This is a genomic window from Streptomyces tritici (genome assembly GCF_048500665.1).
GTDB lineage: Bacteria > Actinomycetota > Actinomycetes > Streptomycetales > Streptomycetaceae > Streptomyces > Streptomyces tritici.
On sequence record NZ_CP183183.1, the window covers coordinates 4,652,878 to 4,676,473 of the forward strand.

At 74.1% G+C, this 23,596-nt stretch carries 20 protein-coding genes; 8 read left to right on the plus strand and 12 right to left on the minus strand.

Annotated elements, in window-relative coordinates; genetic code table 11:
- The first annotated feature begins 45 nt into the window (after positions 1-45).
- Positions 46-1,281, plus strand: coding sequence for a styrene monooxygenase/indole monooxygenase family protein (locus ACNJ93_RS21780; protein ID WP_418959099.1), 1,236 nt, complete (start codon positions 46-48; stop codon positions 1,279-1,281).
- A gap of 196 nt (positions 1,282-1,477) precedes the next feature.
- Here ACNJ93_RS21780 and ACNJ93_RS21785 read toward each other — a convergent pair whose 3' ends face one another.
- From ACNJ93_RS21785 to ACNJ93_RS21800, 4 genes are all read right to left on the minus strand, one after another.
- Positions 1,478-2,893 carry an NlpC/P60 family protein gene (locus ACNJ93_RS21785; protein ID WP_418959100.1) on the minus strand — a complete coding sequence of 472 codons (1,416 nt, stop codon included), beginning with the start codon at positions 2,891-2,893 and terminating at the stop codon, positions 1,478-1,480.
- An 83-nt stretch (positions 2,894-2,976) separates the two neighbouring features.
- A complete protein-coding gene (locus ACNJ93_RS21790; RefSeq protein ID WP_418959101.1) occupies positions 2,977-3,249 on the minus strand; it encodes a hypothetical protein in 273 nt (90 codons plus the stop codon).
- A 10-nt stretch (positions 3,250-3,259) separates the two neighbouring features.
- Positions 3,260-4,012 (minus strand): TetR/AcrR family transcriptional regulator, encoded by a 753-nt coding sequence (locus ACNJ93_RS21795; protein WP_418959102.1) that lies wholly within the window; start codon positions 4,010-4,012, stop codon positions 3,260-3,262.
- A gap of 174 nt (positions 4,013-4,186) precedes the next feature.
- Entirely contained in the window at positions 4,187-5,122 is a 936-nt protein-coding gene (locus tag ACNJ93_RS21800; RefSeq protein ID WP_418959103.1) for an AurF N-oxygenase family protein, read from the minus strand.
- 189 nt (positions 5,123-5,311) lie between these two features.
- Between ACNJ93_RS21800 and ACNJ93_RS21805 the strand changes: the two genes are divergently transcribed.
- The 3 genes from ACNJ93_RS21805 to ACNJ93_RS21815 all read left to right on the plus strand — a co-directional run bounded on the left by ACNJ93_RS21805 (position 5,312) and on the right by ACNJ93_RS21815 (position 8,402).
- Positions 5,312-6,418 carry a ferritin-like domain-containing protein gene (locus ACNJ93_RS21805; protein ID WP_418959104.1) on the plus strand — a complete coding sequence of 369 codons (1,107 nt, stop codon included), beginning with the start codon at positions 5,312-5,314 and terminating at the stop codon, positions 6,416-6,418.
- A 158-nt stretch (positions 6,419-6,576) separates the two neighbouring features.
- Entirely contained in the window at positions 6,577-7,476 is a 900-nt protein-coding gene (locus tag ACNJ93_RS21810) for an ADP-ribosylglycohydrolase family protein (RefSeq protein ID WP_418959105.1), read from the plus strand.
- A 107-nt stretch (positions 7,477-7,583) separates the two neighbouring features.
- Positions 7,584-8,402 (plus strand): hypothetical protein, encoded by an 819-nt coding sequence (locus ACNJ93_RS21815; RefSeq protein ID WP_418959106.1) that lies wholly within the window; start codon positions 7,584-7,586, stop codon positions 8,400-8,402.
- Between the two features lie 6 nt (positions 8,403-8,408).
- Here the strand turns inward: ACNJ93_RS21815 and ACNJ93_RS21820 are convergent, their stop codons facing one another.
- The 5 genes from ACNJ93_RS21820 to ligD form a co-directional block, all read right to left on the minus strand.
- Complete coding sequence (locus tag ACNJ93_RS21820) at positions 8,409-9,881, minus strand: penicillin-binding transpeptidase domain-containing protein (protein WP_418961486.1); 1,473 nt, start codon at positions 9,879-9,881, stop codon at positions 8,409-8,411.
- Between the two features lie 140 nt (positions 9,882-10,021).
- Positions 10,022-11,404, minus strand: coding sequence for an FtsW/RodA/SpoVE family cell cycle protein (locus ACNJ93_RS21825; protein WP_418959107.1), 1,383 nt, complete (start codon positions 11,402-11,404; stop codon positions 10,022-10,024).
- Between the two features lie 177 nt (positions 11,405-11,581).
- Positions 11,582-13,966, minus strand: a complete 2,385-nt coding sequence (locus ACNJ93_RS21830; protein ID WP_418959108.1) for a PBS lyase — start codon at positions 13,964-13,966, stop codon at positions 11,582-11,584.
- Positions 13,967-14,259: 293 nt separating this feature from the next.
- On the minus strand, positions 14,260-15,168 hold the full coding sequence (locus tag ACNJ93_RS21835) for an ATP-dependent DNA ligase (RefSeq protein WP_418961487.1): 909 nt from the start codon (positions 15,166-15,168) through the stop codon (positions 14,260-14,262).
- A 221-nt stretch (positions 15,169-15,389) separates the two neighbouring features.
- Positions 15,390-16,274, minus strand: a complete 885-nt coding sequence (gene ligD, locus ACNJ93_RS21840) for a non-homologous end-joining DNA ligase (RefSeq protein WP_418959109.1) — start codon at positions 16,272-16,274, stop codon at positions 15,390-15,392.
- A gap of 61 nt (positions 16,275-16,335) precedes the next feature.
- Between ligD and ACNJ93_RS21845 the strand changes: the two genes are divergently transcribed.
- Positions 16,336-17,391, plus strand: a complete 1,056-nt coding sequence (locus ACNJ93_RS21845; RefSeq protein ID WP_418959110.1) for a Ku protein — start codon at positions 16,336-16,338, stop codon at positions 17,389-17,391.
- A 37-nt stretch (positions 17,392-17,428) separates the two neighbouring features.
- Here the strand turns inward: ACNJ93_RS21845 and ACNJ93_RS21850 are convergent, their stop codons facing one another.
- On the minus strand, positions 17,429-18,028 hold the full coding sequence (locus ACNJ93_RS21850; protein WP_418959111.1) for a TetR/AcrR family transcriptional regulator: 600 nt from the start codon (positions 18,026-18,028) through the stop codon (positions 17,429-17,431).
- An 81-nt stretch (positions 18,029-18,109) separates the two neighbouring features.
- On the opposite strand from ACNJ93_RS21850, the gene ACNJ93_RS21855 reads away from it, so the two are divergent.
- Positions 18,110-19,195 (plus strand): DUF2867 domain-containing protein, encoded by a 1,086-nt coding sequence (locus ACNJ93_RS21855; RefSeq protein ID WP_418959112.1) that lies wholly within the window; start codon positions 18,110-18,112, stop codon positions 19,193-19,195.
- Positions 19,179-19,940, plus strand: a complete 762-nt coding sequence (locus ACNJ93_RS21860) for a thioesterase II family protein (protein WP_418959113.1) — start codon at positions 19,179-19,181, stop codon at positions 19,938-19,940. The genes ACNJ93_RS21855 and ACNJ93_RS21860 overlap by 17 nt, the downstream gene beginning before the upstream one ends.
- Here the strand turns inward: ACNJ93_RS21860 and ACNJ93_RS21865 are convergent.
- Complete coding sequence (locus ACNJ93_RS21865) at positions 19,879-20,733, minus strand: hypothetical protein (protein WP_418959114.1); 855 nt, start codon at positions 20,731-20,733, stop codon at positions 19,879-19,881. The two genes, ACNJ93_RS21860 and ACNJ93_RS21865, sit on opposite strands and share 62 nt — an antisense overlap.
- A 4-nt stretch (positions 20,734-20,737) precedes the next feature.
- Complete coding sequence (locus tag ACNJ93_RS21870) at positions 20,738-21,688, minus strand: endonuclease/exonuclease/phosphatase family protein (protein ID WP_418959115.1); 951 nt, start codon at positions 21,686-21,688, stop codon at positions 20,738-20,740.
- Positions 21,689-22,004: 316 nt separating this feature from the next.
- Between ACNJ93_RS21870 and ACNJ93_RS21875 the strand changes: the two genes are divergently transcribed.
- The gene (locus ACNJ93_RS21875; RefSeq protein WP_418959116.1) at positions 22,005-23,534 is read left to right on the plus strand and encodes an HNH endonuclease; all 1,530 of its coding nucleotides are present in this window, start codon (positions 22,005-22,007) and stop codon (positions 23,532-23,534) included.
- The last annotated feature ends 62 nt before the right edge of the window (positions 23,535-23,596 follow it).

The window sequence follows — 23,596 nt, forward strand, 5'->3', positions numbered from 1 at the left end:
CGCTCCCCGTCCCACCCCGCACGCATCGCCTAGGAGACTGTAGCCATGCGGAAGATACTCGTCGTCGGAGCCGGTCAGTCCGGTCTCCAGCTCGCCCTCGGCCTCCAGTCGCAGGGTTACGAGGTCACCCTCATGTCCAACCGCACGGCGGACGAGATCCGGTCCGGCCGGGTCATGTCCACCCAGTGCATGTTCGACACCGCGCTCCAGCACGAGCGCGACCTCGGCATCAACTTCTGGGAGTCCCAGGCCCCCCAGATCAAGGGCCTCGGCGTCTCCGTCGCCGGGCCGGAGTCCCAGCGCGTCATCGACTGGGTCGGCAAGCTCGACGGCTACGCCCAGTCCGTCGACCAGCGCGTGAAGATGGCCGGCTGGATGGAGACCTTCGCCCAGCGCGGCGGCCAGCTCGTCATCCACGGCGCGGCCGTCTCCGACCTGGACTACTTCTCCCGCACGTACGACCTCGTGCTGGTCTCCGCGGGCAAGGGCGAGCTCGTCTCCATGTTCGAGCGCGACGCCGCCCGTTCCCCGTACAGCGAGCCGCAGCGCGCGCTGGCCGTCGCGTACGTGCACGGCCTCGGCCCGCGCCCCGAGCACCCCGACTACGACGCGGTCCGCTGCAACCTGGTGCCGGGCGTCGGCGAACTGTTCGTGATGCCGACCCTCACCACCTCCGGCCGCGCCGACATCCTCTTCTGGGAGGGCATACCCGGCGGCCCGCTCGACGTGTTCCAGGGCGTCAAGGACCCGGCGGAGCACCTGTCGCTCACGCTGGAGCTGATGGAGAAGTACACGCCCTGGGAGTACGCGCGGGCCACGAAGGTCGAGCTGACCGACGCCAACGGCACCCTCGCCGGCCGCTACGCCCCCACCGTCCGCAAGCCGATCGGCCGGCTGCCCGGCGGCGGCCTGGTGCTCGGCGTCGCCGACGTGGTCGTGGCCAACGACCCGATCACCGGCCAGGGCTCCAACTCGGCGTCCAAGTGCGCTGCCGCGTACCTCGCCTCCATCGTCGAGCACGGCGACAAGCCGTTCGACGAGGACTGGATGCAGGCGACCTTCGACCGCTACTGGGACACCGCGCAGCACGTCACGAAGTGGACGAACGCGATGCTGGGCGTCCCGCCGGAGCACGTCCTCAACCTGATCGGCGCGGCGGGCCGGCTCCAGCCGGTCGCCGACCGTTTCGCCAACGGCTTCAACGACCCGGCCGACTTCGAGAACTTCTTCTACGACCCGGACAAGACGGGCGCGTACCTGGCCTCGGTGTCCGGCGCCTGACGGCTCGCCGACCCGGGCCCGAGGGAGCGCCGGCGTCAGCGGGACGGCCCGCTGACGCCGGCCAAAACGCCGTTATGCCCATCCCTCGGAACCGTAGTGGCACGCGACCTTCGTCGTGCCCGACATCTTGCAGACTTCGAGCCACACACGTGGTCCGCGACGGAAAGCAAAGTGGTCCGCGACGGAAAGCGCAAAGTCAGGCGGGATCGTAGCCCTCGTCCGTGCCGTCCCGGGCGCCCTCCGGGAGAGCGGGCGGGGTGTAGGAGGGGAGCGCGGTGCCGGCGGGGTCCGGGCGGACCGCGCCGAGGAGGGGGTTCGCGGCGATCGGGGAGACCTTGACCTTGCCGCCGGGGCGCGGGGCGTGCACCACCAGGCCCTCGCCGAGGTAGATCGCCACGTGGGTGGCGCCCGGGTGGTAGACGACCAGGTCGCCGGGCCGCAGTGCGCGCAGCGGCACCTTCGGCAGGGTCCGCCACTGCTCCTGGCTGGTGCGCGGCAGCTCCCGCCCGGCGCTCGCCCACGCCTGCCGGGTCAGACCCGAGCAGTCGTACGCCTCCGGTCCCTCCGCGCCCCACTCGTACGGTTTGCCGATCTGGCCGACCGCGAACCGCAGCGCCTCGCCGCCCTCCCGTGACGGGGTGCGCGTACCGTCCAGCACCCCGGAGTCCAGCAGTTCGCGCTGGGCGCCCGCCGCGCCCCGGCGCTCCAGGTCCGACAGGGCGGACAGCTCCTCGGGGGAGAGCCCCGCCAGCAGCCCCTGGACCTCCTTCAGCTTCGCCTCCACGGCGTCCCGCGCCTTCTTCTGCCGTGCCGCCAGCACCTGCTGCCGGTCCAGCGCCCGGCGGGAGGCGGTCGCCAGCGCGTCCGCCCGCTTCTCGCCGCCCGAGAGCCGGGCGATCGTCGCGGCGCGGTCGCTCGCCGCCCGCTCCATCAGATGCCCCTCGTCCAGGGCCTGCTGCGGACGGCGGGCCAGCAGCAGCCGCAGGTACGCGGACAATTCGCTGCTGCCCCGGTACTGCTCCCGCGCCAGCCGCCCGGCCTCGTCGCGGCTCCGGGCGAGCGCGGTCCGGGCGGCGGTGAGCCGCGCGGTCACCGCCTTGGTCTCGGCGGTCCTGGTCCTGAGCTGTTCGGCGGTCGCGTTGTAGGTCTCGGTGGCCTCCTCGGCCTCCTGGTAGAGCGTACGGAGCCGGGTGAGCAGCTGGGAGAGGGAGGAGGGCGCGCCGGGGGAGAGGGCGGACGGGTCGAGGGGATCGAGCGGGTCGGGGAGCTCGGAGGCGTCGGCGGTGCCGGGGAGGTCGGAGTCGGCGGGGTCCGCGGAGTCCGCGGTTTCCTCCGAACCCTCCGAATCCTCCGAGTCCTCGGGGAGGGTGGGGTCGCCGACGGGCGTGTCCGTCTCGTCCTGCGGGGTTCCGCCCGGCGACTCCTCCGGCACGTCCTCCGGGCCGACCGGCGTCTCCGTGCCGTCCTCGTCCGCGTCGTCGGAGGCGGCGCCCGTGACGCCCGCCGCCGGCGGGTCGGCGGGGTCGTCGGCGGTCGCGACCGGCGTCGGGGCGAGGGCCGTGGCGGCGGCGAGCATCCCCGTACAGACCGTGCGCAGCAGCTTCCCTGACATGTCATCACCTCCACCGCGATGATGCGGGGGAGGTGATCGGGTCACCTCACGGGTGGGCGGATCGGCCCAACGCCCTCACCCCATCAGTCGACCGGCCGCGGCGGCTTCGACCAGGGCCACTTGAGGGGTTCGCGGCCCTCGGGGGCGTACACGTACTTCCAGCCGCGCTGGATGCCGAGCCGCTTGGTGTGCCCGGCCGGTTCGCGGCGGTACGCGTACACGGTGGGCGGGCCGCCGGCGTCGTCCGGCACCGGCACCTCGTACCACTTCGGGGGGTGGCCGGTGGGGCCGACGAGGACCGGGAGGACCTCGCCGTCCAGCGGGCCGCCGTGAAAGGGGGTGTTCTCGCTTCGCACGGGACCAGTGTCACCCGGACCCGTGCGGGCCGGTGTCGTCGGACAGCAGGTGCGCGGCCTGCCCGACCACGGGGATCACCCGGCGGGCCAGCGTCGCCACCGGGCCGGACGAGGTCTCCTGCGCCAGCAGCGTCTCGACGGCCCCCGCGGTCTCGGGGTCGGTGGCCGCCGTGGCGGTGAGCAGGGCGACGAGATGGTCGACCAGCCAGTCGCGCAGCTCCCCGACGGGCGGCTGCTTGTCCTGGTCGAGCCAGATCAGCGAGGCGGCCTCGACGGAGGCGATCCAGGTCCGGATCATCATGCGCAGCCGGGGCCCTGGCTCGGTCACCCCGAGGTGCCGCTGGATCTGCTCGGCGGCGGACCGCCGCACCTCGTCGACGATGGCGGAGGTGCGGGAGGTCTCGACGACGCTGCCACCGCGCAGCAGCGCGCTGAAACCGGCGTCGTGCTGGTCGACGAAGGCGAGGTACCGGTCGAGGACCCGGGCGAGCCGCTCGGTCGGCGGGCCGTCGGCCGGCTCGCCGAAGCAGTCCTCCAGCTGGTCGGCGGCGGAGCGCAGGGCGGCCTCGTACAGCTGCTGCTTGCCTCCGGGGAAGTAGCGGTACACGAGCGGCCGCGAGACTCCGGCGGTCTCGGCGACGTCGTCGAGCGACACCTCGTCCGGGCTGCGGTGCGCGAAGAGCGTGAGGGCCGCGCCGAGCAGCTGGGCCCGGCGCTCTTCGACGCTGAGCCTGCGGTACGCGGGCGAGGCGGCACTGGTCATGCCACGCAGCGTAACCCGGGCATATGAACCCCGGACCACGTTCCGCCCGGCACCGGCCCTCGGCCGCCCGGCCCCGGCCGCCCCGCCCCGGGCCCCGGGCCCCGGCATCGCGCCGGCCGCCCGGCGTTGCCCCCGGGGCCCGCGGCCCTCGCCGGCGCGCCCGCCGCCCGTCGCCTACGCCAGCAGCCCCGAGGACCGCCACAGGGCCCGCCCCGGTCCCCGCAGCACGCCGATGTCGTCCAGGAAGTCCGTCAGCCGCTTCGCGCCGGTCTGCATCACCTCGCGGCGGTGGCCGCTCGCCCGGACCTGGGCGACGGCCTCCCGGCGGTCGAGGCCCACGTTCTCGTACACCTTCGGGTTGACGAAGCAGACCGAGAAGACCCGGGCCGCCTCCCCGCAGCTGAGCCGGGTGAACTCCTGCTCCCAGCGGGGCGCGGTCACCATCTGGCGGCGCAGCTCCTCGCGGGCGTACCGGACGTGCCGCGCCTCCTCGACCACGTGGATGCGGGTGACCCCGCGGACCAGGGTCTGCACGCGCTCGTCCGGGAAGGTCAGCCGCTGCATCCAGTCGAGGATCTCCTCGCCGAGCAGGGTCGCGGCGAAGGAGCCGGGGGTGGTGGAGACGGTCTTCAGGATGCGCGCGAGGTTGTGGTAGATCCGCGGCACCGGGTAGTCCGGGGTGCCGCCCTTGCGGATCAGCTTCGCGAACATCATCGAGTGCCGGCACTCGTCCGCGATCTCGGTGAGCGCATAGCGCACGTGATGGCTCGTCAGCGACTTGTCGTAGATGTGCCGGACGAGCAGCTGCATCAGGATGATCTCGAACCAGATGCCCAGCGAGGCCAGCGACGCCGCCTCGTGGCGCGCCAGGTCCTGCCGCTGCTCCTCGCCCATCCGCCGCCACAGGGGCGTGTCGTAGAGGGACACCAGCTCCGGCGGCCAGAACCACTTGCCGTCCTCGAAGGGCGCGTCCCAGTCGAGCTCCTTCTCGGGGTCGAAGGAGTGCTTGAGCGACGAGGCGAGCAGCCGCTCGGCGAGCTGCTCGCGGTCGCGCAGCGGACCGAGCGCGTCGCGCAGCAGCGTGAAGTCCCGTTCGGTGAGTGTCGTCATGCCCGTGCGCACCTCGCTGTGCTCGCCGTCGAGTTGAGGGGGTGACAGCCCCGCCGCTTATGAGACTGCGCGTCAGCAAGTCCGCCGTCAATCCCTCGTGCGCGACTTGTTGACTCGTTGTCTACCCCGTGTGAGCCTGCTCGCAGTCCGCCCCGTACGACGGTGTCACGACGGTGTGAGGAGGCGTCGGTGTCGACGCACGACCTGTACGCGAACGCCCCGGGAGACCCGGTCTGGCCGGTGCCGGCGAGCGGCTCGGCCCGCTTCACCTGGGAGTACGAAGACGGCCGCGAGCGGCTCCTCGCCCTGTACCAGAAGGGCAAGGACAAGCAGTGGGACGGCGCGAAGCGCATCGACTGGGAGCTGGAGGTCGACCCGTACGACCCGCTCGGCACCCCCGACGACGTGCTGACCCTGCACGGCACCCGCCACTGGTCCCGGATGACGGAGAAGGACAAGGGCGAGCTGCGCCGGCACTACGCCGCCTGGCAGTTCAGCCAGTTCCTGCACGGCGAGCAGGGCGCGATGATCTGCGCCGCGCGCATCGTGGAGTCGGTGCCGGACCTCGACGCGAAGTTCTACTCCGCGACGCAGACCATGGACGAGGCCCGGCACGCCGAGATCTACTCCCGCTTCCTGCACGAGAAGATCGGCATGCTCTACCCGATCAACGACCACCTGCAGGCGCTGCTCGGCGACACCCTGCGGGACTCCCGCTGGGACATGCCGTACCTCGGCATGCAGGTGCTGATCGAGGGCCTGGCGCTGGCCGCCTTCGGCATGATCCGCGACACCACCGACAAGCCGCTGCCGAAGCAGATCCTGGCGTACGTGATGCAGGACGAGGCCCGGCACGTGGCCTTCGGCCGGATGGCGCTGCGGGACTACTACCGGCAGCTCACGGACGCGGAGCGGCGCGAGCGCGAGGAGTTCGTGATCGAGGGCTGCCACCTGATGCGCGACCGGCTGCGCGGGGTGGAGGTGCTGGAGAACTTCGGCATCCCGCGGCGGGAGGCGGAGGAGTACTCGGAGCGGAACGAGTTCCTGCACCTGTTCCGCAAACTGCTGTTCAGCCGGATCGTGCCCTGCGTGAAGGACATCGGCCTGTGGGGCGAACGGCTCCAGAAGGCGTACCTGGACATGGGCGTCTTCGACCTCGGCGACTCCAACCTGGACCTCCTGATGACCCAGGACGAGGAGGTCGCCGAGGCCCTCGACCGCGAACGCTTCGCGACGGAGGAGCGCGAGCGCGTGGCGGAGGTGACGGAGGCGATCGCCCAGGGGGCGGAGGGGTAGCGGCGTGGTGCCGGAGGGGGCGGGGGGCGACAGGGCGGCCGGCGCACCGGTGGCGAGGCCGACCGGGCGGGCGCCCCAGCGGTGACGGGACCGACCAGGCGCCCGGTCCCACGTGAAATCCCCTGCCCCCGGCGCCCGTTGTCGACCAGGATGGCGGCATGACCGCCATCCGCATCGCAGACCGTGCCGCCGCGCGGCGCAGCATTCAGGGGCTCAGCCTCGGCGACGCCTTCGGGGAGCGGTGGTTCCCGCTGTTCCGGGAGCCCGTGCGCGCCGCCGCCGAGATCCGGAGCCGGACCCTGCCCGCCGAGCCCGACTGGCACTGGACCGACGACACCGCCATGGCCCTCGCCGTGCTGCGCGTCCTCGACGAGCACGGCGAGATCGACCAGGACCGGCTCGCCGCCTGCTTCGCTCTCGCCCACGACGCCGACGCGGGCCGCGGCTACGGGCACGGCATGCACGTGCTGCTGCCGGCGCTGCTGCCCGCGCCCGGCGACTGGCGCACCCTCGCGCCCACGCTCTTCGAGGGCGGCAGCCTCGGCAACGGCGCGGCCATGCGGGTCGCTCCGCTGGGCGCGTGGTTCGCCGCGGACCTCGACCTCGTGGCCCGGCAGGCCCGGCTGTCCGCCGAGGTCACGCACGCCCACCCGGAGGGCGTCGCGGGCGCCGTCGCCGTCGCGGTGGCCGCCGCCCTGTCCGTACGCGGCGAGCTCGGCCTCGCACGGCTGGCCGCCCTCACCCCGGAGGGCGAGGTGCGCGACGGGCTCCTGCGCGCCGCGGAGGTGCCGTTCGACACGGCGCCGTGGCGCGCCGCCGACCTGCTCGGCAACGGGCAGCGGATCCGCGCCGCGGACACCGTCCCGTTCGCCGTCTGGACCGCCGTCCGGCACGCCGGCGATCTGGTCGAGGCGCTCTGGGCCACCGCCGAGGGGCTCGGCGACGTGGACACCACCTGTGCGATCACCGGCGGGATCGTCGGCGCGGCGACCGGTGTCGACCGCGTGCCGGCCGCGTGGCTGCGGCGGCGCGAGCCGCTGGGCGGGAGTTGGGACTGAAGCCGAACGGGAGCTGGGGCCGAACGGGCCGCGGCGGGCCGGCCGCTGCGGAGCGGCGCGTGCCCCGGCGGGGCCCGCTGCCGGTGGGGTGCCGTACGGTTCCCCGCATGAGCACGCCGCCGCAGCCCCCGCCGTACAACCCGCAGCCCCAGCCCGGCAACCCGTACGCGGGCGGGCCCCAGCCCGCGCAGCCGGGCCCCTACGGCCCGCCGCAGGGCGGCCCGCACGGCGGCCCGCAGGGCGCCTGGGGCCAGCCGCAGCCGCCGTTCGGGCAGCCGGTGCCGCCGCCGAGGAAGAACCGCACCGGTCTCGTCCTCGGGATCGTCGGCGGCGTCGTCCTCGTCGGCGTGCTGCTCGTCGCCGGGCTCGCGTTCCTCGGAAGGTCCCTGTTCGCGGGCGTGGAGTCGTCCTTCCCCGAGGCCAAGTACCGGCTGACCGTGCCGCAGACGCTGCTCGGCGACTACAAGCTGGTCGCCGACACTTCCAAGACGGAGGGCAAGGAGGTCGAGGACACCATGGACCCGACCGTCCGGGACGCCAAGGCCGCCATCGCCCAGTACGAGGGCAAGAACGCCTCCGTGCTCGTCGTCTCCGGCTTCCACGGCCGGCTGAAGGACCCGAACGGCACCCGCGCCATGATCCTCAAGGGCGCCGCCGAGGACCCCGACACCACGGTCGCCGTGCCCGCCAAGGACTTCCGGCCCGCCGGCCACGACGTCACCGTCAGCTGCCAGGTCACCCGGACCAAGGAGGGCGGCATCACCTCCACACTGCCCATGTGCGCCTGGGGCGACGAGAACACCGCCTCGTTCGTGGCCGTCGTCACCGCCGAGACGGCGCTGATGGACCCGCAGAAGGTCGACCTCGCGAAGGTCGCCGAGACCACCGCCAAGGTCCGCGCCGAGATGCGCAAGCCCCTCGGCTGACCCTGCTCAGGGGCGCTGGGGCCCGGCGCGCAGGGCCTGCTCCATCACGGCCTTCGCGATGGGCGCCGCGAGACCGTTGCCGCTGATCTCCGTGCGGCGGGCCTCCGCATCCTCCACGACCACGGCGACCGCCACGCCCGGCTGCGGGGCGCCGTCCGCCTGGGCGAACGCGATGAACCAGGCGTACGGCGTCCCCGCGTTGCCCACGCCGTGCTGCGCGGTCCCCGTCTTGCCGCCCACCCGCGCCCCGGGGATCGCCGCGTTCGTGCCGGTGCCCTGCGTCACCACGTCCTCCATCAGCCGCTGCAGCCGCAGCGCCGTGCCCGGCCGCATCGCCAGCCGGTAGCTGCGGCGGCCGGTGCGCTCCACCGTCCGGCCGCCCGCCGTCGTCGTCCGCTCCAGCAGGTACGGGTACGCGATCTCCCCGTTGTTCGCGACCGCCGCCGCCACCATCGCCATCTGCAACGGCGTCGCCCGCGTGTCGAACTGACCGATCGACGACAGCGCCAGCTGGTCCACGCTCATCTCCCGGTCGAACGTCGACGCGGCCACCCCCGAGGGGATCCGCAGCCCCGGATCGCCGAAACCGAACCGCTCCGCCGCCTCCACCATCCCGCGCAGCCCGACCCGCACCCCCAGTTCCGCCATCACCGTGTTGCACGACCAGCGGATCGCGTCGGCCAGCGAGGCGTCCTCGCAGCCCCGCGCCGCGTTCGGCAGCACCGTCCGCGTGCCCGGCAGCACGTACGGCTCCGGGGTGTCCGTCGGCGCGTCGACGTCCGTCACCACCCCCGCGTCCAGCGCCGCCGCGGCCGTCACGATCTTGAACGTCGAGCCCGGCGGGTACGTCTGACGGATCGCCCGGTTCAGCATCGGCTGGTTCGGCGAGCCGTTCAGCCGCGCCCACGCCTCACGCACCGGCCTGCCCGTCCCCGACAGCACCCCCGGGTCGTACGAGGGGCTGCTCACCAGCGCCAGGATCCGTCCGCTCGACGGCTCGATCGCCGCCACCGCGCCCCGCTTCCCGCCGAGCCCCCGGTACGCCGCCTCCTGCACGGACGCCCGGATCGTCGTCACCGCGTCGCCGCCCGGCTCCCGCCCCCGGGTCAGGTCGTTCCAGAACGGCAGCGGCGCGAGCATCGGGTCGGTGCCGGCGAGCACGGAGTCCGCCGCGTTCTCCAGGAGCGTGGTGCCGTACGTCTGCGAGGAGTACCCGGTCACCGGCGCGTACACCGGCCCCTTCGGGTACGTGCGCTCGTAGCGCAGCTGCTCCCCGCTGTCCCGTGAGCCGGTGACCGGCCGGCCGTCCACCAGGATCGCGCCGCGCGGCTGGGCGTACCGGCTGATCGCCGCCCGCTTGTTCCCCGGGTTCGCGTCCAGTTCGCCCGCCTCCAGGACCTGCACGCGCGCCGCGTTGACCAGCAGCGCGGCCAGCAGGACCAGCAGCAGGGCGGCGGCCCGGCGGATGTACGGCACCATGGAGCGCCCGCCCCGCGGGTCCTGCGCGCGCCGGCCGCCGCGCAGCGGGCCGTCCTGCCGCGCCCCGGACACGCCGTCCTCCCGTGCGCCGGGCGCGCCGTCCTTCCTCGCCCCGGGCACGCCGTCCTTCCTCGCCCCGCTCACCGCACGTCCCCGCTCACCGGGGCGACGACGCCCGGCTCCGCCGCCTCCGGCAGCGGTGTCCGCGCCGAGTCGCTGAGCCGGATCAGCAGCGCCACGATCACCCAGTTGGTGACCACCGACGAACCGCCCTGCGCCAGGAACGGCATCGCCATGCCGGTCAGCGGGATCAGCCCGGTCACCCCGCCCGCGATCACGAACACCTGCAGCGCCAGGATCGACGCGAGCCCGATCGCAAGGAGGCGGCCGAACGGGTCGCGCAGCGCGAGCCCGGCCCGGTACCCGCGCCCGACGAGCAGCGCGTACAGCAGGAACAGGGCGGTCAGCCCCACCAGGCCCAGCTCCTCGCCGGCCGTCGCGAGGATGAAGTCCGACTTCGCGGCGAACCCGATGAGCACCGAGTGCCCGAGGCCCAGCCCGGTGCCGAGCAGCCCGCCGGCCGCGAACGCGAACAGCGACTGGGCGAGCTGCCCCGGCCCGTCCCCGGCCTCGATGGAGGCGAACGGGTCCAGCCAGTCCTGCACGCGGCTGTGCACATGAGGTTCGAGCGAGCCGACCGCGAACGCCCCGAGTCCGGCGAGCAGCAGGCCGACCGCGATCCATCCGGTCCGGCCGGTCGCCACGTACAGCATGATCACGAAGAGTCCGAAGAAGAGCAGCGAGGTGCCGAGGTCCCGCTCCAGGATCAGCACGCCGACGCTCAGCAGCCAGATCGCGACGATCGGCCCGAGCACCCGCCCGGCCGGCAGCTGCAGCCGCCAGATGCGGCGGCCGGTGTACGCCAGCGCCGTGCGGTTGGCCGCCAGGTACGCGGCGAAGAAGACGGCGAGCAGGATCTTCGCGAACTCGCCGGGCTGGAACGACAGTCCGCCGAGCCGGATCCAGATCTTCGCCCCGTTCACCGCGGGGAAGAAGATCGGCACGATCATGAGCGCCAGCGCGGCGGCGACGGAGAGGTACGCGTACCGCTGGAGGACGCGGTGGTCGCGCAGCAGGACGACGACCACGATGAACAGGCCCACGCCCAGCGTGGACCAGACGAGCTGCGTGGGCGCCGCCTGGTCGCGGGGCGTCTCCAGGTCGAGCCGGTAGATCAGGACCAGGCCGAGGCCGTTGAGCAGGACCGCGATCGGCAGCAGCAGCGGATCGGCGAACGGCGCGCGGAACCGGACGGCGAGGTGCGCGAGCAGCGCGAGCAGCCCCAGGCCCGCGCCGTACCGGGCGGCGTCGGGCGGCACCGCGCCGTGGTGCCCCAGGCCGACGGCCATGTAGCCGAAGACGGAGAGGAGCACGGCCCCGATCAGGAGCGAGAGTTCCACGCCGCGCCGCTTCGGGACGTGCACGCCGGGAGGGGTCCGGGGCGGCGACGTCGTTGCGGTCATGGTCGGCAACGTAGCAACCGGTAAGCCTTATGTCCCTTTTGTGTGACGGTGTGCCGTCACCGCCCGCACTCTGCGCCCGGCCGTCCCGCTCGGTGCGGGGTCAGTCCTCTGCGCCTGGCCGTCCCGCTCGGCGCGTCGCCCGCCCTCTGTGCCCTGCCGTCCCCGCTCGGCGCGGGGTCAGCCTTGCGCGCCGCGCTCCATGCGGGTGAGTGCGGCACGGCAGAACGTCAGCAGCTTCTCGTCCTCGTGGACGTCGTGGCTGCCCGTGCCGCCCGCCACCACGTTGTGGCGGCGCCGGCGGGCCAGCTCCGCGCGGAGCACCGGCTCCGCCGCGGCCGCCGCCGGGCCCATCTCCGCGAGGCACTCGGCCACCGTGACCCGGGTGTGACGGTTCTGCTCCCAGGCCGCCAGCAGCGCCGGCAGCACCGCCTCCGCCCCGCCCGTGACCCGCCACAGCGCCACCGCGCCGTCCACCCGCAGCCACAGGTCACGCGCCGTCAGACACCGGCGCAACGCGGGCGCGGCGGCGGCCGCCGCCGGACCGATCCCGCCGAGCGCCGCGGCCGCCGCCCGCCGGTCCGCGCCGTCGCGGTCCGGCCTCAGCCAGCCCTCCAGCACCGGCAGCACCGCCGACGCGTCGCCCGTCACCGACCACAGCGCCCGCGCCGCCTCCGTCGCCACCGCGGCCGTACCGCTCCCGAGCAGCCGCCGCAGGTCCGGCTCGGCCTCCCGGGCCGCGGGCCCGAAGGCCGCCAGCGCCCGCAGCGCCGCCTCGTGCACCCACTCCCGCCGGTACGCGGGGGCGCCCCGCAGCACCCGCAGCACCTCGGGCGCCGCCTGCCCGGCCCGCAGCGCGGTCAGCGCGTACAGCAGCGGCGCCGTGCGGTCGTACAGCCCGTCGTCCAGCGGCGCCTCGGCCAGTCTGCGCCGCAGCACCGGCGCCAGCGGCGCGGCGGCCGGGCCGAGCAGCGGCACCGTGTACAGCAGCTGGTCCCGCACCTCGGGCCGCTCCAGCGCCCGCGCGATGGCCGGCACCGCCCGCGCGTCGCCCGACCGGGCCAGCGCCAGCAGCGCGCTGCCCAGGCCGAGCCGCCCGCCCGGCCGCTCCCGCGCCCACGGCTGCTCCTCCGCCGCCACCCGCGCCGCCAGCGCGTCACGCGCCGGGGCGGCCAGCTCGAACAGCTCCTCCAGCCACTGCGCCGCGGCCTCCCGCACCCGCGGCTCGGGGTCGGCCAGCTGGTCACCCACCAGCCGGACCACCTCCTCGTAGCACCCGCGCCACACGCGTATCAGTCCGCCGCACATCCATATCGCGTCGGCCCGCTGCCCCCAGTCGGGGCTGCGCAACTGGGCCACGATCAGCGCGATCCGGTCGTCCACCCGATCGTCCAGCGCGGCGTGCAGGGTGCGCAGCAGCTCGTCGGTCCACGGGGTGCTGGGCCCGGCGTCACGGCGCTCGTCGTCCAGGGCGCGCAGATAGCCGAGAAGGGTGGGATGCCCGACGACGTCGACGTCGGGGGCGGTGTCGAGGCTCGGGCCCAGGGCCAGGCCAAGGTCGAGGTCCAGGTCCGGGTCCAGGCCCGGGTCCGGGTCCAGGCCCGGGTCCGGGTTCGGGCCCAGGTCCGGGTCCGGGTTCCGGTCTGGGTTCGGGTTCAGGTCCGGGTTCGGGTTCAGGTCCGGGGCCGTGTCCGGGGCCGCGTCCAAGTCCGTGCAGGGGTAGGCGGGTTCGGAGGTTCCGTACGACGGCTCGTACGTCTCCGGCAGCTCCCCGTACGCCCCGAACGCCGTGCGGTCCGCGGTCGCCCGTGCCGCCTCGGTCCGTCCCTCCCGGCGGACCTCCTCCAGGAGCCCGGTCACCGTCACCACCACGTCGGGCGGCAGCCGGTCCGGCGCGCAGCGGGCGAGCTGCGCGAGCGCGGCGAGCCGCAGCCCGGGCGCGCGGGCCGCCTGGGCGACCAGGGCCAGCCAGTCCACCGTCTCCGCGTGCAGCGACTCGTGCCGCAGCGCGATCCGCCCGACCGCCTCCACCAGCGCGAGCCGGACCTGCGTGTCCGTCTCCACGGTGAGCCGTTCCCGCAGCAGCGTCAGCACCCGGGCGGGATCGGGGTGCAGCGAGGCGAGGGCGCAGGGCGCGGCGAGCCGGACCTCCGGGTCCGGGTCGAAGACCAGGCCGAAGAACACCTCCGCGCCGGCGGCGACCCCGGCCGCGGCCATCGCGTAGTTCGCCGCGTCCTCGAACTCCTCCTCGTCGAGGTCGAGTTCGTCCAGTTCGTCGTCGCCGTCGAGGTCGATCCCGCCGATGCTGGTGAGCAACTCGACGATGCCGCCGCGGTCCTGGACCTCCGGGTCCGCGACCAGTTCGAGCAGGAAGGGGATGCAGGCGAGCGTGGAGTCGTACACGTCCCCCTGGTGGTGCACCGCCCCGTACAGTCCGTCGAGGGCCGACTCCCGTACGTCGGGGTCGTCCGAGGTGAGTCCGCGCAGCAGCGCCGGTACGTCGTCGGCAGGGCCGTACGCATGTCCCATCGAGGCCCAGTCGACCTCATCGATCCCGGCCAACATGCCCCCACCTCCCCATGAGCGCGCTGTGCTAGGGGGCAAGTGTGCCCCACCCGGACGGCAAGGAGGACCCGACGACGGGCCGCGGTTCCCGGCGGCCCCGCGGGCCGCTCGCTTTGCGCCACGCGGGAGCGCACGGGGGCGCTCGGCGGTGTGCCCCAGGGGGCGCACGGGACCGGTCGGGCGACAGCGACGGGGAGCGGGCAAGGCTCTGGGGAGGCTCGGGGAGGCTCCGGGGAGGCTCCGGCGGGCGTCATCCGATGTCGCCCTGTCGCCCCGTGCCCCGCCTCCTCGCCTCACTCCGCCGTGCGGAGCCGCAGCACGGTGATCAGGCGGTGCAGCCGGGTCGTGCCCCGGGACACCTCCGCGGTCAGTCCCGCGGACACGTCCGGCGGCAGCCGCAGGTACGGCACCTCCCCGACTCCCGCCGCGGCGACCGTCTCCTCGGCCTCCTCCGGCTCGCGGTCCCCGAGCGCCTCGTCCAGCGCCTTGGCGGCCCGCACTCGCAGCTCCGGCGTGAGCGGGTTCGACAGGACGGGCGTGTCGTCGTCCGGCACCACCACGACCAGCGCGGACGGCCGCCGCGCCGTCCCGGTGAAGCCGACGACCACGGCGTCGTGGGTGTCGGTGTGCCGGAGCTTCTCCCACTGCCGGACCCCGCCCCGGTACGGGTGGTCCAGCCGCTTCACGACCAGCCCCTCGACCCCGGCCGCCGGCAGGGTCTCGTACCAGGACGCCGCCTCGTCCGGGTCGGTCGTCATCGGCACCGGCTGGAGCGGCGGCCCCAGCGGCGCGAGCACCGCGACGAGCCGCTCGCGCCGCAGTTCGTACGACCGGGCCCGCAGGTCCGCGCCCTCCTCCGCGAGCAGGTCGAAGGCGGCGTACGAGGCGGGCAGCCGGCGCGCGAGCGCGGGGGCCCGCGCGGGGGTGGCCATCGCGCGCGTCTGCACCGCGGCGAAGTCGGTCCGGCCCTCGTGCCACACCACGACCTCGCCGTCGAGCACCGTGCCGGCCGGCAGCCGCCGGGCCGCCTCGGCGAGGTCCGGGAAGGAGGCCGTCACGATCCGTCCGGAACGCGCCTGGAGCAGCACCTTCCCGCCGGGGTACCGCAGGACCACCAGCCGGTGGCCGTCGAACTTCGGCTCGTACGCGAGGCCGGAGCCGCGCGGCAGCCGGTCCACGTTGCGGGCGAGCGCGACGCGCACGGGCGGGGAGAGCCCGGCGGGCACGTCGGCGCGTTCCGCACCGGGGTCACCCGGGCCCACGCTGCCGTCGGCGCGGTCCGCACCGGCGTCGGCCCCGCCCGCGCTGCCGTCCGCCCCGCCCGCGCTGCCGTCGGCGCCGGCCGAGCCGTCGGCCCCGCCCACGCTGCCGTCGGCGCCGGCCGAGCCGTCGGCCCCGCCGCCCACGCTCTCGTCCGCCGGGCTCACGGCAGGCTCCCGGCCCGCCCCGGGTCGTTCAGGGGCGCGAGCAGTTCCCCGTACCGGTCGAGACGTGGCGCGATGTCGTCCATCAGGAACACCAGCTCGTCCGGGTCCCGGCAGCCCTCCACCTCGTCCCAGGTGACCGGCGCCGAGACGGTCGGCCGGGCCCGGGCCCGCAGGGTGTACGGGGTGGCGGTGGTCTTCGCGGCGGCGTTCTGGCTGTGGTCGACGAAGACCTTGCCGGGCCGCAGCGCCTTCGCCATCCGGTGCACGACCTCCGACGGGGACTCCGCCTCCGCCTCGACGGCGAGCCGGCGCGCGTACGCCGAGACCTGCTCCGAGGGCGTCGGGACGAGCGGCACCAGCAGGTGCAGCCCCTTCGAGCCGGAGGTCTTGGCGTACGCCTCCAGGCCGTCCGCCGCCAGCCGCTCCCGGAGCCGGAGGGCGACGGCGCAGCACTGCACGACGGTGGCGGGCGGACCGGGGTCGAGGTCGAACACGAGCCGGTCGGCGACGGCGGGGGTCTCCGTCCGCCACTGGTGGGTGTGGAACTCCACGACCAGGTTCGCCGCCCAGACGAGGGACGGCAGGTCCTGGATCACCGGCTGCCGCGCCCCGGGGTCCTCGGAGCGGGGCACCGGCGCGGTCGTCACCCATGCGGGCGTGCCGGGCGGCGGGTTCTTGGTGAAGAACAGCTGCCCCTCCGGCCCGTCCGGATACCGCAGGAAGGAGACGGCCCGGTCCTTCAGATGGGGGAGCATCGCGGCGGCCGTGACGGCGTAGTAGTGCACCAGCTCGCCCTTGGTGGTGCCGGTGGCGGGGTGGAGGACCTTGTCCAGATTGCTCAGGGTCAGCCGACGCCCCTCCACCTCTGTGATCGGCGTCATACGATGAGAATCCCACGAAACCGGCTGAAACCTCCCTGGATGCCATCGAAAGGGATGAAACGTGCGATCCATCTGGAACGGTGCCATCTCCTTCGGGCTGGTCAGCATCCCGATCAAGCTCGTGAACGCGACCGAGAGCCGCTCCGTCTCGTTCCGGCAGATCCACACCGCCGACGGCGGCCGGATCCGCTACCGGAAGGTCTGCGAGCTGGACGGCGAGGAGGTCGCGACGGCGGACATCGGCAAGGCGTACGAGGACGCCGACGGCTCCATGATCCCGATCACGGACGCGGATCTGGCCGCGCTGCCGCTGCCGACGGCGAAGACGATCGAGATCGTGGCGTTCGTGCCGGCGAGCGAGATCGACCCGCTGCAGATGGACGCGGCGTACTACCTGTCCGCGAACGGCGTGCCGGCCGCCAAGCCGTACACGCTGCTGCGCGAGGCGCTCAAGCGCAGCGACAAGGTCGCGGTGGCGAAGTACGCGCTGCGGGGGCGGGAGCGGCTGGGGATGCTGAGGGTCGTGGGGGACGTGATCGCCATGCACGGTCTGCTCTGGCCGGACGAGATCCGCGAACCGGAGGGCGTGGCCCCGGAGACGCCGGTCACGGTGCGGGAGGCCGAGCTGGACCTGGCGGACGCGCTGATGGCGACGCTGGGCGACGTCGACATCACCTCGCTGCACGACGACTACCGCGAGGCGGTGGAGGAGATGATCGCGGCGAAGGCGGAGGGTGGCGGGGCGGTCGCGCCCGCGGCCCCGGCGGAGGAGGGCGGGGGCCGGGTCATCGACCTGATGGCGGCCCTGGAGAGCAGTGTCCGCGCGGCGAAGGAGGCCCGCGGCGAGGAGCCGGCCTCGGTCACCGAACTGTCCGCGCGCAAGCGCACGCCGTCCCGGGCCACCCCGAAGGAGACGGGCGGGAAGAAGTCCACGGCGACGGGCGCGGCGGCGAAGAAGGCGGCCGAGCCGAAGAAGTCGACGGCGAAGACGGCGGCGGCCAAGAAGACGGCCGCGGCGGCGAAGAAGACCGCGACGGCGAAGTCCGCCACGGCGAAGAAGGCGGCGGCGAAGAAGACCCCGGCGAAGAAGGCGACCCCGCGCAAGCGCAGCGCCTGACGGAAGGGGATGCAAGTGCCGTTGCTCCCTCCTTCCCTCACTCCCTCCGCATCAGCGTCTCCAGCACCGACTCCAGGTACGCGGGGTCCTGGGGCAGCGCCTCCGGGGCGGCGTGCTGGAGCTGGGCGTGGCCCAGGTAGCTGGTGTACGCGAGCAGGCCCCGGCGCCGCGCCGTCTCCGGCGGGAAGCCGAGCCGTTCGAAGAGCTCGGCGACGTAGCCGAGCCGACGCTCCGTCACGCGCCGCAGCACGGCGGCGACCTGGGGATGGTCGGCGGTCGCGAGGAGCGAGACCTCCAAGGGGTCCTCGGCGGCCTCGGCCGTCGCCGTGAGGAACAGCGTGCGCATCTGCGCGGCGGGGTCCGGCTCCGTCTCCACGGCCGCGATCAGCGCCTCCGTGGACACCTCCTCCCAGCGCGCGAGGGCCGCCTCCACCAGGGCCTCGCGGTTGGCGAAGTGCCAGTAGAAGCTGCCCTTCGTCGTGCCGAGCCGGGCGGCCAGCGGCTCGACGGCCACCGCCGCGAGCCCGCCCTCGCCCATGGCGGTCAGGGCCGCGTCGGCCCAGTCCCGGGCGCTGAGCCGCTTCCGCGCGCCGCGCCTGCCGTCGCCTGCCTCACCTGCGTCCCTGGCCGAGCCCATGACCGTACGGTACCGTACGGAACGGGGACCATACGCTTCCGTATGGTCCCCGGTCACCCGTCACCGGGAGGTGTCCGCGCCATGCGCACGGTCCGGAACGTCCACGAACGCACCCTGTCCGCCTTCGCCGAGACCGTCGGCGCGCTGCTCGACCGGCTCGCCGGCGCCGACGACCCGCTCTTCCCGTCCCCCGCCTGGGCCCCGCTCCGGCTCGACCGCCCGCTGTCCGTCGGCGCGGACGGCGGCCACGGGCCGGTCCGGTACGCCGTCACCGCGTACCAGCCCGGCCGCTCCGTCCGGTTCGACTTCGCCCCGCCGTCCGACGGCCACCACCGGCTGGACGTCGAACCCCTCGGCCCCGGCCGCTGCCGCCTCCGCCACGTCCTCGTCGAACGGCAGGGCCCGCTCGACGCGCTCTCCTGGGCGCTGGCCGTCCGTCCGGTGCACGACACCGTCGTCGAGGAGCTGCTCGACAACGCCGAGCGCGCCGCCACCGGTGCGGTCGCGCGGCCGGTGCGCCGCGGGGCGTACGTCCGCCTGCTCCAGCGCCTGACCTGGGACCGGCCCACGGCCGTCGCCGTACCGGCCGCGGCCCGGCTCGCCCGCGCCGCTTTCCCGCGCACCGACTTCACGGACGCCTGGCGGCTGCCGCTGCGCCCCGGCATGGACCGCGACCCGCGGGCCTGGCGCGACGTGCTCCCGTTCCCGGTGACGGCGGCCGGCGAGCGGGAACTCCTGCTGGGCAAGGACGCGGGCCACCTCGACTTCCGGGCCTCGCTGCTGGTGGAGGACGACCACGTCACGCTGTCGACCGTCGTCCGGACCCACAACCTCGCCGGCCGCCTCTACTGGGCGCTCGTCCGGCACGTCCACCCCTCCATGGCCCGCATGGCGCTCCGCCGCACCCACCGCCGTCTGGCCCTCGCGACGACGCCCGCGGGGGAGCGGCACCCGGCTAAGGTGATCACGGCCGGGAGCGAGCGGAGCGAGCGAGGAGCGCCGAATGGGCACGGAACGCGCGAGCACGGAACGCCGAAGCACGGACCCCGAGGGGAAGCCGTCGTCCACGGAGCACCGGACGACGCCCCACCCCCCGCACAAGGCACCGTCGACCGTGAGCCGGGCGGCCGCCGGGACGGACTGGCTGCGCGTGTTCCACGCGCCTGAGGTCCCGGCGCTGCGGCTCGTGTGCTTCCCCTACGCGGGCGGCAACTCCTCGGCCTTCCGCCTGATGGCGCGGGAACTCCCGCCGCACGTCGAGGTGTTGTCCGTTCAGTACCCCGGCCGCCTGGACCGCCACGAGGAGCCGCCGGTCCCCACGATCGAGGACCTCGCGGACGGCGTCGTACGGGACCTGGCGGCGTACGACGGACCGCCCGCGCCGCTGGTGCTGCTGGGCCACAGCATGGGCGGCCTGGTCGCCTTCGAGGCGGCCCGGCGCCTGGCGCCGGCGGCCCTGGTCGTCTCGGGCCGCGCGGGCCCGACGGTCACCGGCCCCGCCCGGCCCCGGCCGCTGGACGACGACACGATCCTCGCCCTCGTCCGCCGCCTGGACGGCCCCGGGACGCGGGCCCTGGACCACCCCGACCTCCTCGAACTGGCCCTGCCGTCCCTCCGCGCCGACTTCCACGCCGTCCAGGACTACGCCTACCGCCCGGCGGCCCCGCTCGACTGCCCGGCCACCGTACTGACGGGCACGGCGGACCCCCACGTCACCGAGGCCGACGCGCGCGCCTGGGCGCGCGAGACGACGGGAGCGTTCACCCTGGACGCCCTGGAGGGCGGCCACTTCTTCCTCCACGACGACCCGAAGGCGTACGCGGCGGCGGTGGCCAGGGCGCTCGACGGCCTCACTCCGGGCGCGGACGCGGACGCGGAGACGCCACCAGCTCCCGCAACGACGCGGCCATAGCGCGCACGAACCCCTCCCGCTCCTTCTCGCCCACCCGGTCGAGCGAGAGATACGGATTGAGGTCCTCCAGCTCCACCAGCAGCAGCTCGCCCCCCGGCGCCCGGCAGGCGTCGACGCGCTGGATGCCGTGCGGCAGGGCATTCCAGTCCACGAACCGCTGCGCGAACTCCAGGTCCGCGGCGGTCGGTTGGTACGGCTCCAGCACCCACCGCGCCTCGGGGTGCGGCGCGTACAGGGCGTACTGGAAGCTCCGCCCGACGAAGTAGAAGGACACCTCGTACGCGAACGGGATCCGGGGCTGCACCAGCATCCCGGCCGGGTCCACCCCGTCGAGCGCCGCCCGGTTCACGAACCGCAGCCCCACCGAGTCCGCCCCGAGCACCGGCTTCACCACGTACGCGTCCGCGGCCGGCAGCGCGCCGAAGTCCTCGCGGCGCGCGACGGTGGGGATGACGGGATACCCCTCCCGGAACAGGTCGAGCAGGTACCCCTTCCCGCTCATGTCGCCCTTGCCGCTCAGCGGGTTGAACACCCGCACGCCGCCCGCCCGGGCGGCCGCGCGGAACTCCTCGTACGCCTCGCGGTAGTGGATCACCGGCCCGCTGTTGCGCACCACGACGGCGTCGAAGCGCCCCATCAGCGTGGCCGCGTCGCGCGGATGGCACAGCGCGACGTCGAACTCCTCCCGCAGCCGCCCGCTCAGCCAGATGTCCTCGTCGCAGTACCGCCGCCCCCGCGCCTCGTACCCGAGGTCGGTCACGTACAGAAGGGTTCCGTTACTCATGCGGGGCATCCTGTCAGGAGCGTCCGCCGAAGACGATAGTGGCGAGCACGGGAAGATGATCGCTCCCGGTCGCCGGCAGGGCGCGGACGGCCGGCAGCGTGCCGCCGCGGGCGAGGACCTGGTCGATCCGGGCCAGGGGGAGGGACGCCGGCCAGCTGAAGGCGAGGCCGGAGCGGGGGGCGGCGAGCCGGCCGGTGACGGGGGAGAGGGCGCGGTCGTCCACCGTGCCGTTGAGGTCCCCGGCGAGGACCACCCGCTCCAGCGGCTCGGCCGCCAGGACCCGCCCGAGCCTGCGCGCGCTGTCGTCCCGCCACTGCGACCGGAACCCGCCCGCCCCGATGCGCACCGACGGCAGATGCACGACGTACACGGCGACGTCGCCGTACGGCGTGGCCGCCGTCGCCCGCAGCCCGCGCCGCCAGCCGGGGTCGTCGAGCCCCGCGGGCCGCAGGTCCACCGGCCGCACGTCCCGCAGCGGATACCGCGACCACAGCCCGACCGAGCCGTCCGTGGCGTGATGCGGATACGCGCCCCCCAGCCCCGCCGCGTACCGCGGCAGCGCGGCGGGCGTCAGCTCCTCCAGCGCGACGAGATCCGCCCCGGCGCCGCGCAGCGCCCGCGCGGTGCCGTCCGGGTCGGGATTCTCGTCGCTCACGTTGTGCTGCACGACGACCAGCCCGTCCGCCCCACCGCCCGCCGGCACCACGAGCGACCCGAACAGCACCACCCACACGACCCCCGCCCCCAGCCCCGCCCCGAGCCCGCCCCACGACCGCACGACCAGGCCCCCGACAACCAGCAGCGGAACGGCCACCCCCACCCACGGCAGAAACGTCTCCACCAGACTCCCCACCCGCCCGGGCCACTGCGGCACAAACCCATGCCCGGCAAGAAGGCAGGCCGCCGCGACACCCGCCGCGCACACCGCATGCCCCCACCGTCGCCCCGTTGCCGAGCACCTCACTGCTGCCCTCCAGTCCCCTCCCACAGCGCGGCCTCCCGACTGGCCTACCTCCGGCACCGTTTCCCGGTGAGGTCAAGAGGCCCTGGTCGGGCTGGGAAGTACCGCGTCGGCCCCATCGAAGTCTGCCAAACGAGCGCCGAGCGTCGACTCCGCCCGCCGAGGCGGTGACAGAGGCCTGCGACCGGCTGTGGCGGGAATGGTGGGGTGCCTCGGCCCGACGCGGCCCCTCTGGCGCGACCTGAGGGCGGTGGTCCGAGGTGGCGGGAAGCGATCAGGGCAGGCGACGCTGTCGGTGTCCCTCAGTAGTCTGATCGCCATGAAGATCAACGGGGTGGGGTGGGGCGCGGAGGACGTTCCCGGAGCGGACGGCGTGCAGTGGCTGCTGCAGCCTCGGGGCACCCGGAAGGGCGGCCGCGCGCACTTTCGGCACACAGTCCAGGAGGGCGTGAACCTGGCGGACTATGCGCACCTGCTGGGTGCGGAAACGGCCGAGCTGGCAGAGCTCTTTCCGGAAGGCAGCATGGCGCGGTTCTGGGGTGCGACCCCCGCCGCGTCCGAAGAGAACACGAAGGGGAAGGCGATTCGGAACTGCCGGGTCGGCGATGAGGTGCTGTTCTACGGCGAGAAGAGGTTCATCGCAAGGGCCACCATCGCGGCGAAGTTCCGAAACCCACGCTTCGCCGAAGCGCTCTGGGGCAAGGACGAGGACAACGGCGCCGCGTGGGAGCACATGATCGCCCTGGGCGATGTGGTCGAATTCGACGTCGATGCGAAGCCCGTTCTGGCAGCCTGTGGAATCAATGGCGCCCTGCGCAGTCTGCGTCTGGAATCGGCCGAGAGGCGGCTCGCTTTCATCAGCGAGCACGGGTTGCCCTGGCCTTCGCGGACCACGACCGCCGGGCTGCCCGCTCCCTGGAAGCCGAACAGCGCGACACCGTCGACACTGGAGCGGCATGCGCTGCTTCACGCGTTCAGCACCCTGCGGACTCACACGAGGCCGGACGGTCCCTCCTTGCACAAGCCGCTGGCGCTGCTCTGGTCGATACAGCGCATCGAGGCCGGTGAAGCCAGGCTCGCGCCCTGGGATGTTTTCGAGCGCGAGGTCGGCGGGCTGCTGGCCGAGTTCGGGGGCAGCGGCTCCCACGCCACTCCGCACTACCCGTTCTCGCGCCTGCGCGGCCGAATATGGGAGGTGGAAGGCGTCTCGGACGGCGTCGAGGACCCCAGCCCGGCGGCTCTCCGCAAGGCGGGTGCCAAGGCCGGTTTCGCCACCGACGCCGCGCGGCTGCTTCGTAGGGCGCGGGTTCGGGCCGAGGCGGTCAGGCTGTTGAGCTGGACGTACTTCACGGATGCCGACCGGCCGCACGTCCTGGACCGTGTCGGGCTCGCCGGCTATCTGAGCGCGAGCGGGGATGCCGAGGACATCCTGGGTGAGAGTGACGCCGGGGCCGATGGTGTCGCGGGTCCCGTGAAGCGTCGCCCGGCGAGCGGGACACGTCCGGATCGGAACCCGACATGGATAAGGAAGGTCAAGGACTGGCACCAGGACACCTGTCAGGTGTGCTCGGAGCCGCTGGAGGTCCTCTTCGGCCGCTACAGCGAAGCCGCGCACATCCAGGGCATCGGCAGTCCGCATCACGGGCCGGACGAGACCTCCAACATGATCTGCCTCTGCCCCAATCACCACAAGCAGTTCGACCGGCTCGCCATATACATCGATGCGCAATGGCAGGTACGCCGGACGAGGGACGACGAGTTCGTGTCCACGCTGCGGCGCCATCCCCAACATCGGATCGAGCCCGAACACACCGCGTACCACCGACTGCTCTGCGGGAAGAGCGACTGAACCTCCACCGGCAGGGGCTGCCTGTCCGGCCCGCGGCGGACATGTGCTTGACGCGGCAGAGT